The sequence below is a fragment of the Halobacillus sp. ABA4_118 genome (genome assembly GCF_056160205.1).
Genome location: NZ_JBSWWS010000001.1, coordinates 3,004,788 through 3,019,559, shown reverse-complemented (window position 1 = coordinate 3,019,559; position 14,772 = coordinate 3,004,788). Strand labels below are relative to the sequence as shown.

Genomic DNA, 14,772 nt, shown 5'->3' with positions numbered 1-14,772 from the left:
CCCTTCATCTCCTTCCCAGTCGGTATTGATAACGGCGGACCGCCTTTTCCGCATCGTCTGCTAATAGAATGCCGGATAGTACAGCCGCTCCCGACGCTCCAAAGGGCTGAAGGCGGCTGACATTTTCCGGTGTCAATCCCCCTATCGCGGTGACAGGCAGCGAGACTGCCTGTGTGACCCTCTGCAGAGCCTCGAGCCCGCGTCCCGCCGATCCAGGCTTGGATGCTGTCTCAAAGACATGTCCGAACAAAATAAAATCTGCTCCCCGTTTTTCTGCAGTAACAGCTTCTTCTACAGAATGGACCGAACACCCGGCGTTTAAAAAAGGAAAAGCCCGCTTAACCTCTTCGACCGGAAGACTGTGTCCGGCCAGCTGCACGTGAGGCACTGCTTTTGCCACTGCTACATCCACCCTGTCATTGATGACGAGCTTTTCGGTTGGAAACCCAAGGTCTGTCAAAGCATCTACAGTATCCGCCACTTCACTTGCGGACCACTGCTTTTCACGAAGATGGAAGAAATCAATCATCGGTTCAATCGCAGTCACCCTTGTGCACAGTTCCTCCCTGGACTGCCGCCCTGTGGAAATGACGTGCAGTTTCATTCACGTCCGGCTGCGATCGACTGTTTTAAATCAAACGGCCATTCCTCCATACGGTAAGCCATTTCCCAGAACATATATTCATACTGACTGCTGATGATAAACAATTCCTTCATCCGGGCTCTGCCGGCATCTGTTTTCGCTTCAGCCAGTTCATCAAGGCGCTGGATCTGCTCTTCTACAAGCGTCCGGAACCAATCCCCTCCGTAAGCCGCAATCCATTCCTGATAGACCGGTTCTTCCGGTGACGATTCTTTCAAATGTTCGCCGACTTCATAATACAGCCAGTAGCATGGAAGAATCGTCGCAATCACATCCCCTAAATCCCCGTTATACGCTCCTCTGTACATATGGGACGCATACGCATAGGCTGTCGGCGACGGCTTGAACTGCTCCCGCTCTGCCTGCGTAATGCCCAGCTGCTTCGAAAAGTTCTCATGAAGCCCAAGCTCTGCTTCATACGTACTTTGAGCATGAGACGCCATATTGGCCATAACAGCCATATCTTCAGACTTTGCAGCTCCCAGTGACTGGACACGGGCAAAATGAGACAAGTAATACGAATCCTGAAGCACATAATAACGGAACTTTTCGAGAGGAAGCGTTCCCTCTCCAATCCCTGTTACAAAAGGATGGTGAAAACTTCCCTCCCAAATCTCATCCACGGCCTTTCTGATTTCTTCTGAAAATGTCATATCCACTCTCTCCTTTGTTGAACGATACGCTACTGATTTTTTCCACTAAAAAAGCCACTTTCCCCGGCATAGGAAAAGTGGCTGATATACATTTATTTTCATAGACATGTATAGGTATCGGCCACTTCCCTACGCTGGTATAAACCAGATCAGGTTCCAAGAGTCTTAAAGCATCACTTTAATCTCAGCCTTTGAGAAGGCACCCCTAGTGGATCGCTCGTTATTCAATTCCCTTTCATCGTAACACGTTAGAATTTTTTGTCAAAAACAGATTTTCGACTGCCGTTCCACGGCTTTCTGGATACTGTTGGCGGTCCAGGGAGAAATCGGGACGGGACTCTCGTTCAGACCCGGCTCAACCCAGACCATGTCCGCCACTTCTTCCGGACTCTTTATATAGGGCTCTCCTGTGAAATCCGTAGTCAGAAACACGATATTCAGAACCTGGATATCCCCGATTAAAAAAGAATTGCTGTGTACATAGGTAAGGTCCCCATCCAAAGTGAGGCCGATCTCCTCTTTAATTTCACGGCGGACGTTATCTTCCAGCACATCAAGGGAATCCGGACTGAACTCCATTTTCCCTCCAGGCAGCGAATACAATCCTCCCGCGTGCTCCTCTTCCGGTGACCTTTGAATAAGTAGAATATGGTCCTCTTTCATAATGGCCGCTTCTACGTTTATGATATAAGAATACGACATATACAAACTCCTTCCCCCACCAAATTCGACACACCGCTTCAAACTCCTCCCCTTCATGAAGAAAAGATTTTTGAGCATATTCATTGTGTCTCTTTATTATAAACCGTTACACAGAACGGATAATAACGTCTTTGACTTTCTGCATCGCTCCATTAATGGCAGAAGCCTTCAGGGAAGCGAGGTAGACAACGACACCTGCTCCTTCTTCCACCTTACCAAAGCGCTGGATATCCACGATAATGGTCCTCTGCAGGGAAGGACAAGTCATTTCATTTCATTCTAAAAACACCCGCCCTTTTCAGGACGGGTGTTTTTTTATGCTCATCTCAGGTAAAATATGGCTCGGAGAGGAGGAAAACAATGACACAACTGAAAGTCCTTTCGGCGTGGAACATCCTTCCCGCTGCGCTTTTGATCACTGCCGGATGGTTTCTGTTGGATGACAATCCATCCAACACCTACACGGGATCCCTCTTTCTTATCCTTCTGGACAGTGAAAAGCGGACTGGACGCCTGGAGGTATCACTTGATCCGCCAAAATAAGCATGCCATTTTAAACTTCGGCTTTACCGCTGTCAGTCTTGTCTTGTTGTTTTATGTCCTCTAAGGGAAGGCAGCATTTAAAGAGAATCATCCACTTATAAGGAGCGGATACATATGTTAAAAAAGATTCGAATCCTCTTATCAGTCATAATCATCCTTTTGTCCGGCTACGGATTATGGACAGATAAATCAGGAGACCTTTTGTCTTTCACTCTCGCAGGTTTAGCCATTCTTATGGTTATCCTTGGCCTTGAAGAACAAAAAGAAACAACTAAAAAGCGTGCCTCCATTTATTATGCGGTCTCTGTTTTCTGTCTGTTTACTTCCATAGCCGGATTCATCCAATAATAAGAGTCCCTTTAGATGAGATCCCTATTCCTGCAAACGCGACTTAAACATCCTAGACCGCATAAGGGAAGGCGACGTGGAGTGTTCGATGGTGACGCCTGCGGAAAAGCATGAGGTGAAGATCCACTTGGGCAGGTGGTTTTCGTACCCAAGTCAGCTGAGGCCGTGCCCGCGGCGGGCATCCACCGATCAGCGGAGCGTGACAATCGCAGTCCCCCCCCTCGAGGAGAAAAGCTTTTTCTACATGAGGAGAGCCCCTGGAGAGGGCTCTTTACACCAACGTATGGATAAAATCAATTTCACTCATCACCTGTATGCCGTTCCGTTCAAGCAGGGCCGCCGTGACCCCTTTTCCGGTAACCTGTCTCCCGCTGAACGTGCCGTCATAGACGAGGGTACTGCCGCAGGACGGGCTTCCCTCCTTCAACACTACCGTATCAATCTGCAGATCTCTTACCGTTTCCAACGTCAAATAAGCCCCTCTTATGTACGACTCTGTTACATCGGTTCCTGTCTTTTCCATTACACGGGCCCGGCCTTTCAGGACATCCTCTCCATCACCGCCGATAATCTCTGCCGGAGGGCGCGGGACCATGAATCCTCCCAGCAGTTCCGGGCAGGCGGGAACCGCTTTCTTTTCCAATATTAATTTTTGAATTTTCTCCTGGAGGCAGTCGGTGCCATCGTAGCGCACTTTCATACCAGCCAGACAGGAACTGATCAAAATCACCCTTCTTTTCCTCCCTTTATCTTTTATTAAAGCTCTGTTAAAGTCTGTTGTTGATATTTTAAACGATTACTAAATCGTCTCCGTATGGAATTAGGGGTCCGGTCCGTTGTTTACTCAGGGCATGGGATGGCAGGGAAAACCGTCCGCTTTCCGCGGGGAACGATGAGCCTCCTCGAACTTCGTTCTCCGGGGTCTCCCCTTGTTCCTTTTTCCCGCAGGAGTCTACCTGTTTTCCCTGCCATCCCTTTCGTAGTGGTGTAACGGACTTCGGTTATGTCCTTTCTAACTACTCTTCTTTGAAGAGGCGGCCTTGGGAATGGCGAGACTCCTGTGGGATGAAGGTACATCGTGAGACCCCGGAAGGCGCTGCCTGAGGAGGCTCACGGTACCCCACGGAAAGGGAGTCATTCCCAAGGCCGCCTCCTACAAATCCCATAACAGAAAGAGATGATCTGAGCTCATATGTTAAATACCAACACCAAGCAATAACAGAGCCTTTATTAAAAAGAAAATCCAGACCCTGCTGACAGAGTCCGGGCCTTCCACCTAAACCACTTCCATCAGACAGACACTAAAATACTCTCTTTCATCTGATACGACACGCTGAAGCAGAAAACCGCTCGATCTGCCCAGTTGAATCATATCTTCCGGATCATATTTATAGGAGTTCTCTGTATGGATTCTTTCCTGCTTTTTCATCTCAATGGTATACCCGCCGACGGAAAGAACCTGATCCCTGACGCTTTCCAGGTGCATTTCAATTCTCCCGGCAGTTGAATTATAAAGAGCCACATGAGAAAAACTCTCCACATCAATCGATGCTCCATGTTCACGATTCATCCTTGTGATCAAGTTTTTATTAAACGCTGCGGTCACCCCTGCCGCATCATCATAAGCGGCTTCTATGATCGTTTCGTCTTTTTTGCGATCAACTCCGAGGATCAGCTGATCGCCGGGTTGCAGGAGGCTTCGGATATTTCCGAGAAAACGCTCTGCCTCCTCCGGTTCAAAATTTCCGATCGTAGAGCCTGGGAAGAAAACGACTTTCTTCTTCCCCTTCAAATCAGGGAGTGTAAACGGCTGTGTATAGTCCGCACTGACGCCTTGAATATGAATCCCCGGATACGATGTCTGCAGCTGAGTCACCGTATCCGCCAGAAATTCTTCAGAAATATCGATGGGAATATAGCTTTCAATGTTCTTCACATGATCCAGCAGAATTTTCGTCTTTTTACTGCTGCCGCTGCCCAGCTCAATCAGGGCGGATGGTTCATGGAAAACGGATTTCCATGCACTCAGGTTTTCCAGAAGAATCTGCGCTTCTGTCCGTGTCTGGTAATACTCCGGCAGATCTGTAATCTGTTCAAACAGCTGTGACCCCTGCTCATCGTATAAAAATTTAGAGGAAATCCATTTCTTTTCTTCTAAAAGACCGGTGAGAATATTGGATGGCGCCTTTACATTCAAATGCGTCTTCATACATCCTCCGCCAATCGGATACCGCTGAACTGCCAGCGCATCTGCGGATGGAAAAAGTTCCGGTACGTCGCCCGGATGTGGGACTGCGGTGTAACACAGGCGCCTCCACGGAGAACGATCTGGTTCGCCATGAATTTGGCATTGTATTCACCAAGAGCTCCATCCAGTGGTTTATTTCCCGGGTAGGGAACGTATGGGCTCTGTGTCCATTCCCACACATCGCCGTATGCCTTTTCGATCGTTCCATCTCCCTTATAAATGGAATGCGGCTGATACTGCTCATGCTCCATAAAGTGACCGTCCACCTCAAGCGCTTCCATGGCATGCTCCCACTCCTGTTCTGTCGGAAGTCTGTGCCCGGACCATCTCGCATACGCGTCGGCTTCGTAAAAGCTGACATGGCTGACCGGAGCATCCAGATCAATTTTCTGCAGACCGGAAAGTGTGAACATGTGCCATTCCCCGTCTTTATTCACCCAGTACTGAGGATGCTTCCACTGATGTTCCTTCACCGTTCCCCAGCCGTCCGAAAGCCAGTGCTCGGGCTGTTCATAGCCACCTGCCTCCATAAACTGCATGAACTCCCCGTTTGTTACCGGCCTGTTGGCAATGCGGTACGGATGAAGGTACGTTTTGTGGCGCGGACCTTCATGGTCAAAAGCAAACCCCTCCCCGTTATGACCGATTTCCGCGACCCCTTCTTCGAATTCAAAGAACGAAAGCTCAGGAGCACGGCCATAGGAAGCATCCACCTGCTCCTTGAATACCGGATAAAGCGGGTTATAGGAAAAGTTGTATTTGATGTCCATTAAGATGAGCTCCTGGTGCTGCTGTTCGTGCTGCAGACCGATTTCCACAAGCCCGTCAATATCTGCGTCACCGACACGTCCGGCAAGCAGGCGGCTCATTTCCTGATCCACATGACGGCGGTAATCCATCGTTTCCTCCACCGTCGGGCGGGTAATCAAACCACGCCTCTCCTGCGGGTGGAATTCTCCGACGGTTTCATAGTAGGAGTTGAAGAGGAATAGGAACGCCTCGTTATAATGCCGGTAATCAGGAATGTACACTTCCAGAATGAATTTCTCGAAAAACCATGTCGTGTGCGCCAGGTGCCATTTCGCCGGACTCACATGCTTAGCCGCCTGGACGACAAAGTCTTCCGTCTTCAGCGTTTCAACAAGCTTCTCTGTGAATGTTCTCGTTTCTGTATAGACACTTAATACACTTTGATGGGTCGTTTCCATATAGCAGCTCCTTTTACTCTGTGGTATTTCCAACAGCAGGAATAGGGTTTTCCTTGAAAATACGGGCCAGGTGCAGCGTATTGTAGGCAAGCATCTTCACATGACCTTTTGTAAACTCATTCTCCTGTCCGCCGCCTTCATCCAGATAAGACGCGCCGGGACCGGCTTCTCCGACCCAGTAGGCATCCACATTCGGCGGAATGACGAAACCGATATGGGAAAGGCCGTAAATAATGGAGGCAGCGGCGTGCTTCGCTCCATCTTCGTTCCCGGTAATGACGACGCCTCCGACTTTGTTGTAGTAGACCGCCTGCCCTTTTTCATTCGTTTCACTGCTGCTTCCATACAAACGTTCCATCGCCACGCTTGCGATGCTGCTTTTCTCCCCGAGCCAGAGCGGTGTTCCGATCAGAAGGATGTCCGCTTCTTTGACCTTTTCAAAAATCTCCGGCCACTGGTCTCCGCCCCCGAGGTCCTTCGCCACGCCGTTTGGAATATGATAATCCGCCAGACGGACCGTTTCCGTATGTACCCCTTCATTCTCCAGAATATCGAGTACCTCCCGCCCGAGAGCTTCGGTATGGGATGTTTCATCCGATGTTTTCTTTAAGCTGCAGTTCAAGATCAGCGCTTTCAAATCTGCCATCGTTTCAAACCTCCTTATAAGTATATTGAATCCTTTTTCCCTTCTGCCTTTATTTTAATCCTGCTTTTTCCAATTTGTAAGGTAAATGACAAAATCTTTACACATGTTTACATTTGAATATGGGCATTTTAGGAGAGAAGAATGGATGAAGGAGTGTGTATGAATGTTCAAATTGAATGACAAAGCGCCTGATTTCACCCTTCCGAAAATTACCGGCGGGGAATTCTGTTTCTCTGAGGATTTAAAAAGCCATGACGAGGATCACTGGCATTTGATTATATTTTTCCGTGGATCGTGGTGCCCTGCCTGCATGAACGAGCTCGATCAACTGGAAAAGGACCAGGGATACTTCAACGATAAAAAGATCCATCTGATTACTGTGACTCACGACGAAAAAGCCGATCTTGAAAAAATGCAGGAGGAGCATCAATTCAGTTTTCCTGTGCTGAATGATACGGACTTCCAGTTTTTAAAAGACTACCAGGTGCACTTCCACGATGAAGATGCGCTTTACGAAGACCACGGCACGCACGGAGACCCGGCCTACTTTCTGACCGATGCTGAGGGACGGGTGTTGTACCAGCAGAGACAGACGAGTCCATTCGGTCGTCCGGCACCGACAGAACTGAGGAAAATCATCCAGTATATCCGCAGCAACTTAAAAGGCTGAACACAAAAATCCCGTCCGGTGAACGAAACCTGTTCACCGGACGGGATTTTTGATTTTCCTTATTCCACGAACCGCCATGCATACTAAGAACGTGCTTTCACGTTAAAAACGAATCTGGGTATAATGCTTCATCATTCTTTGGTTATGTTCGTCAGAGCCATCCACATTCCCGCTTTTGAATATCGGCACTTCCTTACCGCTCTCCTCCAAGTGATGAATGGTGCGGGTCAAAAGCTCGTGGATGATAGCCGTCCCAAGTACCGTGGATACGGGGGAATGATCCGTTTCCTTCCCTTTCATGACTGCGTCACCGACCGGAACTTCCATATCAATCACATCCTCAGCCCTATCTTCCAGCCGCTTCCCGGAATCCAGCCGGGAAGGCTGGGAGTCAGCATAACGGAGCGATGTCAGAGCTGTTGTGTACACACCCATCTCCCTGAAAAATTCCGCTGCTTCCACTGGAGCCGGATTTCGGCCTGAGGTGGAGATGATCAGTACCGCATCTCCAGGCTGTACGTCTTCCTTTTCCAGATACGGACCGACAAAACCGGGGGTTCTTTCATATTGGCTTGCCTGCACGGCGCCCTTGTGAAGCATGAGCGGCTCGATGAGTATCGGACGGACCGGAACGAGACCGCCGGCCCGGTAATACGCTTCCTGGGCAATCAAACTGGAATGCCCACAACCGAACGTATGAATCACACCGCCCCTGCTGATTACTTCCGCAAACCGACGACTGATGGCTTCAAAAGCCTCTGACTGGCGCCCTGCCAATGACTGAAGGCGGCGGGTCACATCCAATAAGTAACTCATGACATCCTCCTTACCGCTCAATATCACTGATGAACTTATAGCGATCCGCCCTGTAGGTGGATTTGACGACTTCGAACGGAACTTTGTTATCAAGATAACTGCAACGCTCAATATGGAGAACAGGCGAGTGGGCTTCAATATGAAGATCTCCACTGTCTTTTTCATCGGCCGCACGGGCTTCAATCTCCTGACGCGCATGACTGATTCTAAAATCAAGCACGTTCTCCAAATACTCATACATCGATCCCTGGACGATTTCCTCTGTAAGATCCGGAAGCAGAGAAACAGGAAGAAAAGACGTTTCCACTGCCATCGCCTGTTTGTCAGCGAATCGGATACGTTTGACGGCATACACATCCCCGCCATCTTCAAGGTTCAATTTAAAGGCAATGTCCTGAGGGGCCTGTATTACATCAAACGATAACAGACGGCTGGATGAACTCATGCCGCGCAGCTTCATGTCCTCGGTAAAGCTTGTCAGCCCTTTCAGAGGCTGTTCAATTTTCTTTTCTGCGACGAACGTTCCTCTTCCCTTTTCCCTGTACAGGATGCCGTCGTTGACCATGTTGGATACGGCCTGTCTGACGGTCATCCGGCTCACTTGAAAGCGTTCCGACAACTCTCTTTCCGAAGAGATCATATCTCCCGGATGGAACGTTCCTTCCTTGATTTCCTGCTTTAAAAACTCTTCAATTTGATAATACATCGGGAGCGGATGATTCTTTTTCAGCACAATCCCTCACCCTTTCTCGTTTACTAACGCATAAGCCTCACGGTCGACGATCAGCGTCAAATCATGATGCTCTTTCAAGGAGGAAGCCGGAAACTGCTCATCCCTCTCCCCGTAAATCAGCTGACGGATCGCTTCAGCCTTGCGCTTTCCGGAGGCCAGCAGAATGATTTTTTTACTTTTATGAATGGATTGAATCCCCATCGTAACCGCATGCGTCGGTACTTCCTCCATTGTATCAAAAAAACGGGCATTCGCCTGACGCGTAGAAGGCGTCAATTCCACGACATGGGTGCCGCTCTCAAATGACGTTCCCGGCTCATTGAAACCGATATGGCCGTTTTCGCCGATGCCAAGCAGCTGCAGGTCCGGCGGGCCGATCTCATCAATGACCTGCTCATACCGTTCACACTCCTCAGTAAGGATCCCTGCCTTGCCATCAGGAATGTAGGTGTTGGCTTTCTGGATGTTCACCAGGTCAAAGAGATGCTCGTTCATAAAACAGCGGTAGCTTTGATGGTGATCCGGACTCAAGCCGACGTATTCATCCAGGTTCAACGTAGAAACCTGGCTGTAGTCCGTCTCTCCTTTTTCATAACTCTTTACAAGCTCCCTGTACGTTCCAAGGGGTGTGCTGCCTGTAGCTAAACCGAGGACAGAAGCAGGGTCTTTCTTCACCTGGCTGTCAATGATCTCTGCCGCTTTTCTACTGAGTTCCTCATAGTTGTTCGTAACGATGATTTCCATTACTGCCCCTCCTCTGCGTTGTAGCTGATCGTTCCTCTGCACATGGTAAGGGTGACATTTCCTTGTTCATCCAACAGCACAAGGTCGGCATCCTTTCCTTGTTCGATGCTCCCCTTACGGTCTTCGACACCAAGCTGGACGGCGGCGTTCCAGGAAGTGATACTGACCAGTTCCTGCCATGACAATCCAGCGTCCTGTTTCATCTTTTTAGCGGCTTCCTCCAACGTTAAAATGCTGCCGGCAAGGGTTCCATCGGACAACCTGGCTTCATTGTTTTCTACAAAAACATCCTGCCCGCCAAGATCATACGTCCCCGGCGGAAGACATTTGGCACGCATCGCGTCTGTGATCAAAACCGACCGTTCGCTTCCGATATTCTGATACGCTAATTTGACGGCATCCGGATGGACATGAATATGATCGACAATCATTTCCACGAGCAGACGGTCATTCATAAAGGCGGCGCCTACAAGTCCGGGCTCCCGGTGATGCAGGCCGCTCATCTGGTTGTACAAGTGCGTGACATGACGCGCTCCTTTTTCGACGGCTTCTGTTACCTGATCGAAACGCGCATCGCTGTGACCGAGCGAGCAGACCACACCTGTCCGGCTCACGTCTTCAATGAAAGCAGAGGCCCCCTCGGTTTCAGGGGCAACCGTAACAAGCTTGATGTGACCGCGGCTTTCCTGCTGCCATTCGTGAAACAACTCGACGGATGGTTTGATAATGTGATCCGGATGCTGGGCGCCGGCCTTTTTCTCTGAAATGAACGGACCTTCCAAGTGGATGCCGAGCATTTCGGCACCCTCGCCGGGGACCTGGGATTCCTTGAATGCCCCAGCGTTTCTGATAGCTTTCGTTATGTTTTCGCGTGACTGGGTCATCGTCGTCGCAAGGAAGCTGGTCGTTCCTTCTTCCGGCAGCTGTACACTCATGCCATGGATTGCTTCCGGCACAGCATCCATCACGTCATGCCCAGCCGCTCCATGGATGTGTACATCAATGAACCCAGGGAGCATCCTCCGGCCTTTCCCATCAACAACTGTTCCAGAGCTTTTCAGTGTCCCAGTCGAAACTTCAGCGATTTTCCCCTCTTGGATCCGCACAGAGCCGGATGAGATGGTACGGTCAGTGAAAACGATGTCCACATTCGTCATGACCATTTCATTCATTGCCATCGTCCTCCTTTTCACTGGTGACTTCCACAATCTCTTTATCTCCACGATCTGCTGTTCCCTGCTTGAGCACATGGACGACTTCATTCTCCAGGTTCGTGAAAATAATCGGTGTAATGACGGACGGTGCTTCCTTCTTCACGTCATCAAGAGCCACCTGCAATAACGGCGTTCCTTGATCGACAAGATCGCCGGCTTCAACAAGAGCTTCGAATCCTTTCCCTTGAAGTTTCACCGTATCCAGACCAACGTGAATCAACAGTTCAAGACCTTTATCTGTTTCCAGACCAACCGCATGCTTCGTCGGGAAGACTTGGACTACTTTTCCTTTGACCGGAGAAGTGATGGTGCCATCGGAAGGTTCCACTGCAAGACCCGGCCCCATCATGCCTTCTGCAAAGACTTGGTCCGGTACTTCTTCAAGCGGTAGAATTCGTCCATTGACCGGCATGGCGAACTCTTCTTTGTTCAATGTTCGTCCGGTAGATCCAGGAGCTTTTTCCTTTTCGGCCCTTGGAGCAGAGGAAACCGTCATTCCTGGGTTCTGCATCTGTTTCTTCATAGCTTCCGCTACAAACTCCACCGTCGTTCCAACGATGACCTGCAGGTTGTTACGGCCGATCTTCATTACGCCGCGGGCGCCGGAACGCTTCAAAGCGGGTTCATTGACAATGTCACGGTCCTTCATTTCAAGACGTAGACGGGTTGTACAATAGTCGAGCGTTTCAATATTATCTCTACCACCAAGAGCTTCTAAATAATGATAAGCTTTGGCTTCATATTCGTCTGCTCCTTCTTCCACCTCTGTCTGCACTTCTTCTTCGTCTTCACGACCTGGTGTTTTCAAGTTTAATTTGATGATCAGGAAGTAGAAAACAAAGAAATAGACGGCAGCCATGAACAAGCCGATCAAAATAAGAGTGAACGGGTTTTGGGCAATATTGTAATTCAATACGTAGTCGATCAACCCGGCAGAAAATCCAAAACCGTGACGAACATCAAAGAGGTAGGCCAGAATCATCGATACTCCTGTTAAAGCAGCGTGTACAACATAAAGGAGTGGAGACAGGAACATGAAGGAAAATTCGATCGGCTCTGTTACACCTGTCAGGAACGATGTCAGACCGATACTGAGGAACATCCCCCCGACGGCTGCCTTGCGTTCTTTTTTCGCTGCGGCATACATAGCGAGACAAGCTGCAGGCAGACCGAACATCATGACAGGGAAGAAGCCGGCCAGGAAGCTTCCTGCAGACGGATCGCCGTTCAAGAAGCGGTTGATCTCCCCGCGCACGACCTCTCCGCTTTCTGTTGTGAACGTACCAAAATCAAACCAGATCAATGTATTCATCACATGGTGCAGTCCGACTGGAATCAACAGACGGTTTAAGAATCCGTAAATACCGACACCAGCGGCTCCACCATTTAATATCCAGTCCGCTGTTGAATCCAACAAGGCCTGCGGATAGACCCAGACATAACCCAGAACAAAAGCGGCGACAACCATAACCGCGGACGTAATGATGGGTACAAATCGTTTTCCTCCGAAAAATGATAAAAATTCCGGGAACTTCACATCATTGTAGCGGTTGTAAAGCAAACCAGCCGCAATCCCGGCGATCACCCCGGCAAAAACGCCCATCTTTACATCTTCATTTATGGCACCGATTCCATTATCAAGAACCAGATACCCGACGGCACCCGCCAAAGCGGCGGCTCCGCTTCCATCCTTCGACAAACCCATCGCAATTCCGATGGCGAATATAAGGGCAAGGTTGCCTAGAATTCCGTTTCCCGCTGCTGTAATAAACGGAAGATCGAGAAAATCCTCCATCCCGAGCCTGACAAGCAGGGCAGCAGCCGGCAGCGTAGCAATCGGAAACATGAGCGACTTTCCGATTCTTTGTAAAAAGTTCAACATGATGGTGTACCTCCTCTAATATATGAAAACGTTTCATTGAAGCTATCGTACCACCATCCCCTTATAGTTGTCTATACCAGTTTAAATTATTAGAATATTTAAACTTAAAGCGATTCCAAATGGTCGGTTCCCTCCGTTCTCCTCTTTTCTACAAACTTTTGTGTTTTTTTACAAATGTAAGCGCTTAGAATTTCACATCTACACAAATAGTTATAGAAACAGGAATGGTAAAGTGTGAAAGGAGAAACCGTTTACATCCACCACACAACAATGTAGCAACCGATTTCAGGGGGGATTTCATGCTGGAACTATTAAATCAAATCAACGATGTCCTATGGGGAACACCCAGTCTTATACTATTATTCGGGACAGGCTTATTTTTAACGGTGATGCTGCGGGGACTGCAGTTCCGAAAGCTTTTATATGCCTTCAAGCTCGCCTTCACAAAAGAGGAAAAAACGGATCAAACCGAAAGTGCCGAAGGAGATATCAGTAACTTCAAAACGCTGATGACGGCTTTATCGGCGACAATCGGAAATGGAAACATTGCCGGTGTGGCTACGGCACTGACACTCGGTGGGCCTGGAGCGATCTTCTGGATGTGGATTGTCGGTCTTCTCGGGATGGCTACCAAGTATGCTGAAGCCCTGCTTGCCATGAAATACCGCGTAAAAAATGAAAATGGCGAATACTCCGGGGGACCGATGTATTACGTGGAACGCGGGCTTGGAAGCAAGTGGAAATGGCTCGCTGTCGCTTTCGCCTTCTTCGGTGCCTTTGCTGCACTCGGGATCGGCAACAGTGTGCAGTCCAACACCATTGCGGATGTGATGAACGAAAGTTTTCATATCAATGGCTGGATTACGGGAACGGTGCTCGTCCTGTTTACGGCCCTGATCATTTTCGGCGGGATTCAGCGGATCAGTACGGTGGCCGGATTTTTTGTACCGGTCATGGCTTTTCTGTACATAGGCGGAGCCCTGCTGATAATTACGATGAACTACAATGCGATCATACCGGCGTTTGAGATGATCTTCACCTACGCTTTCCAACCTATTTCTGCGGTCGGCGGTTTTGCTGGTGTCGTCGTTATGGAAGCTGTCCGGAGCGGGGTTTCCAGAGGAATCTTTTCCAACGAAGCAGGACTTGGTACAGCTGCTTTGATTGCGGGGAATGCCAAAACCGACCACCCGGTAAAACAGGCGCTTGTAGCGATGACCGGTACGTTTATTGTGACGATCATCGTTTGTACAATGACAGGACTTGTCCTTCTCATGACCGGATTCTGGGACCCGTCCGGCGGAGATATTTCAGGCGTCCAGCACGCGTCCGGCCTTGACGGTGGTGCGCTTACCAGTGCAGCCTTCGGTCATGCGCTGGGAACTGTCGGGGAATATATCGTCGCCTTTTCGGTGATCTTTTTCGGGTTCTCAACGATTGTAGGCTGGTATATGTACGGGGAGAAATGCTTTGAATACCTGGCTGGATTGAAGTATATCGTGCCTTACCGTCTTGTTTACGTCGGGGCCACTTTCATGGGGGCTGTCATGCAGCTGGATCTTGTCTGGGCCTTCGCCAACATGGCCAACGCGCTTATGATGATTCCGAACTTAATCGCGCTCCTGCTACTTTATAAAGTGATTGTCAGAGAAACCGATTCGTTCTTTAACGATTATCTGATGAAACCTCATCACAGCAGCCGGAAAGCAAGCTGACTAAGCA

General features: G+C 49.2%; 17 protein-coding genes and 1 riboswitch. Of the genes, 4 read left to right on the top strand and 13 right to left on the bottom strand.

Features of this window, described 5'->3' with window-relative positions:
• Positions 1 to 4 precede the first annotated feature (4 nt).
• The 4 genes from tenI to ACXAGL_RS15350 form a co-directional block, all read right to left on the bottom strand.
• A complete protein-coding gene (tenI, locus tag ACXAGL_RS15365) occupies positions 5 to 604 on the bottom strand; it encodes a thiazole tautomerase TenI (RefSeq protein WP_474991687.1) in 600 nt (199 codons plus the stop codon).
• Positions 601 to 1,296, bottom strand: coding sequence for a thiaminase II (gene tenA, locus ACXAGL_RS15360; protein WP_474991686.1), 696 nt, complete (start codon positions 1,294 to 1,296; stop codon positions 601 to 603). The genes tenI and tenA overlap by 4 nt, the downstream gene beginning before the upstream one ends.
• A 109-nt stretch (positions 1,297 to 1,405) precedes the next feature.
• A riboswitch (TPP riboswitch) is annotated at positions 1,406 to 1,513 on the bottom strand.
• A gap of 44 nt (positions 1,514 to 1,557) precedes the next feature.
• Complete coding sequence (locus tag ACXAGL_RS15355; RefSeq protein ID WP_474991684.1) at positions 1,558 to 1,998, bottom strand: NUDIX domain-containing protein; 441 nt, start codon at positions 1,996 to 1,998, stop codon at positions 1,558 to 1,560.
• Between the two features lie 106 nt (positions 1,999 to 2,104).
• Positions 2,105 to 2,266, bottom strand: a complete 162-nt coding sequence (locus ACXAGL_RS15350; RefSeq protein WP_474968219.1) for a hypothetical protein — start codon at positions 2,264 to 2,266, stop codon at positions 2,105 to 2,107.
• Positions 2,267 to 2,358: 92 nt separating this feature from the next.
• On the opposite strand from ACXAGL_RS15350, the gene ACXAGL_RS15345 reads away from it, so the two are divergent.
• The gene (locus tag ACXAGL_RS15345; RefSeq protein ID WP_474991682.1) at positions 2,359 to 2,541 is read left to right on the top strand and encodes a hypothetical protein; all 183 of its coding nucleotides are present in this window, start codon (positions 2,359 to 2,361) and stop codon (positions 2,539 to 2,541) included.
• 114 nt (positions 2,542 to 2,655) lie between these two features.
• Positions 2,656 to 2,889: a hypothetical protein gene (locus ACXAGL_RS15340; protein ID WP_474968217.1), complete on the top strand. Its 234-nt coding sequence runs from the start codon at positions 2,656 to 2,658 to the stop codon at positions 2,887 to 2,889.
• A 271-nt stretch (positions 2,890 to 3,160) separates the two neighbouring features.
• On the opposite strand, the gene ACXAGL_RS15335 is transcribed toward ACXAGL_RS15340, so the two are convergent.
• The 4 genes from ACXAGL_RS15335 to ACXAGL_RS15320 form a co-directional block, all read right to left on the bottom strand.
• Entirely contained in the window at positions 3,161 to 3,619 is a 459-nt protein-coding gene (locus tag ACXAGL_RS15335) for a 2-thiouracil desulfurase family protein (protein WP_474968216.1), read from the bottom strand.
• Positions 3,620 to 4,165: 546 nt separating this feature from the next.
• Positions 4,166 to 5,098, bottom strand: coding sequence for an L-histidine N(alpha)-methyltransferase (gene egtD, locus ACXAGL_RS15330; RefSeq protein ID WP_474968215.1), 933 nt, complete (start codon positions 5,096 to 5,098; stop codon positions 4,166 to 4,168).
• Positions 5,095 to 6,345: an ergothioneine biosynthesis protein EgtB gene (gene egtB, locus ACXAGL_RS15325; RefSeq protein WP_474991680.1), complete on the bottom strand. Its 1,251-nt coding sequence runs from the start codon at positions 6,343 to 6,345 to the stop codon at positions 5,095 to 5,097. The genes egtD and egtB overlap by 4 nt, the downstream gene beginning before the upstream one ends.
• 13 nt (positions 6,346 to 6,358) lie before the next feature.
• Positions 6,359 to 6,991 (bottom strand): flavodoxin family protein, encoded by a 633-nt coding sequence (locus tag ACXAGL_RS15320; protein ID WP_474968213.1) that lies wholly within the window; start codon positions 6,989 to 6,991, stop codon positions 6,359 to 6,361.
• Positions 6,992 to 7,154: 163 nt separating this feature from the next.
• Here ACXAGL_RS15320 and ACXAGL_RS15315 point away from each other — a divergent pair, with 163 nt between their 5' ends.
• Positions 7,155 to 7,661 (top strand): peroxiredoxin family protein, encoded by a 507-nt coding sequence (locus ACXAGL_RS15315; RefSeq protein WP_474991678.1) that lies wholly within the window; start codon positions 7,155 to 7,157, stop codon positions 7,659 to 7,661.
• A gap of 102 nt (positions 7,662 to 7,763) precedes the next feature.
• On the opposite strand, the gene ACXAGL_RS15310 is transcribed toward ACXAGL_RS15315, so the two are convergent.
• From ACXAGL_RS15310 to nagE, 5 genes are read right to left on the bottom strand one after another with little or no spacing between them, the layout of a single operon-like run.
• Positions 7,764 to 8,477, bottom strand: coding sequence for a sugar isomerase domain-containing protein (locus ACXAGL_RS15310; RefSeq protein ID WP_474991677.1), 714 nt, complete (start codon positions 8,475 to 8,477; stop codon positions 7,764 to 7,766).
• Between the two features lie 10 nt (positions 8,478 to 8,487).
• Entirely contained in the window at positions 8,488 to 9,210 is a 723-nt protein-coding gene (locus tag ACXAGL_RS15305) for a GntR family transcriptional regulator (protein WP_474991675.1), read from the bottom strand.
• A 6-nt stretch (positions 9,211 to 9,216) separates the two neighbouring features.
• Positions 9,217 to 9,954 carry a glucosamine-6-phosphate deaminase gene (nagB, locus tag ACXAGL_RS15300; protein WP_474991673.1) on the bottom strand — a complete coding sequence of 246 codons (738 nt, stop codon included), beginning with the start codon at positions 9,952 to 9,954 and terminating at the stop codon, positions 9,217 to 9,219.
• Positions 9,954 to 11,126: an N-acetylglucosamine-6-phosphate deacetylase gene (gene nagA / locus ACXAGL_RS15295; protein WP_474971629.1), complete on the bottom strand. Its 1,173-nt coding sequence runs from the start codon at positions 11,124 to 11,126 to the stop codon at positions 9,954 to 9,956. The genes nagB and nagA overlap by 1 nt, the downstream gene beginning before the upstream one ends.
• Positions 11,119 to 13,050: an N-acetylglucosamine-specific PTS transporter subunit IIBC gene (gene nagE, locus ACXAGL_RS15290; protein WP_474991671.1), complete on the bottom strand. Its 1,932-nt coding sequence runs from the start codon at positions 13,048 to 13,050 to the stop codon at positions 11,119 to 11,121. The genes nagA and nagE overlap by 8 nt, the downstream gene beginning before the upstream one ends.
• Before the next feature lie 299 nt (positions 13,051 to 13,349).
• Between nagE and ACXAGL_RS15285 the strand changes: the two genes are divergently transcribed.
• The gene (locus ACXAGL_RS15285) at positions 13,350 to 14,765 is read left to right on the top strand and encodes an alanine/glycine:cation symporter family protein (RefSeq protein WP_474991669.1); all 1,416 of its coding nucleotides are present in this window, start codon (positions 13,350 to 13,352) and stop codon (positions 14,763 to 14,765) included.
• Positions 14,766 to 14,772: the final 7 nt, after the last annotated feature.

Bases quoted from the DNA above. Each gene is read 5' to 3' on its own strand.
- nagB (WP_474991673.1), bottom strand. From the start codon at position 9,954: ATGGAAATCATCGTTACGAACAACTATGAGGAACTCAGTAGAAAAGCG.
- egtB (WP_474991680.1), bottom strand. From the start codon at position 6,345: ATGGAAACGACCCATCAAAGTGTATTAAGTGTCTATACAGAAACGAGA.
- ACXAGL_RS15320 (WP_474968213.1), bottom strand. From the start codon at position 6,991: ATGGCAGATTTGAAAGCGCTGATCTTGAACTGCAGCTTAAAGAAAACA.
- tenA (WP_474991686.1), bottom strand. From the start codon at position 1,296: ATGACATTTTCAGAAGAAATCAGAAAGGCCGTGGATGAGATTTGGGAG.
- ACXAGL_RS15285 (WP_474991669.1), top strand. From the start codon at position 13,350: ATGCTGGAACTATTAAATCAAATCAACGATGTCCTATGGGGAACACCC.
- ACXAGL_RS15355 (WP_474991684.1), bottom strand. From the start codon at position 1,998: ATGTCGTATTCTTATATCATAAACGTAGAAGCGGCCATTATGAAAGAG.
- ACXAGL_RS15310 (WP_474991677.1), bottom strand. From the start codon at position 8,477: ATGAGTTACTTATTGGATGTGACCCGCCGCCTTCAGTCATTGGCAGGG.
- tenI (WP_474991687.1), bottom strand. From the start codon at position 604: ATGAAACTGCACGTCATTTCCACAGGGCGGCAGTCCAGGGAGGAACTG.
- nagE (WP_474991671.1), bottom strand. From the start codon at position 13,050: ATGTTGAACTTTTTACAAAGAATCGGAAAGTCGCTCATGTTTCCGATT.
- nagA (WP_474971629.1), bottom strand. From the start codon at position 11,126: ATGAATGAAATGGTCATGACGAATGTGGACATCGTTTTCACTGACCGT.
- egtD (WP_474968215.1), bottom strand. From the start codon at position 5,098: ATGAAGACGCATTTGAATGTAAAGGCGCCATCCAATATTCTCACCGGT.
- ACXAGL_RS15340 (WP_474968217.1), top strand. From the start codon at position 2,656: ATGTTAAAAAAGATTCGAATCCTCTTATCAGTCATAATCATCCTTTTG.
- ACXAGL_RS15345 (WP_474991682.1), top strand. From the start codon at position 2,359: ATGACACAACTGAAAGTCCTTTCGGCGTGGAACATCCTTCCCGCTGCG.
- ACXAGL_RS15350 (WP_474968219.1), bottom strand. From the start codon at position 2,266: ATGACTTGTCCTTCCCTGCAGAGGACCATTATCGTGGATATCCAGCGC.
- ACXAGL_RS15315 (WP_474991678.1), top strand. From the start codon at position 7,155: ATGTTCAAATTGAATGACAAAGCGCCTGATTTCACCCTTCCGAAAATT.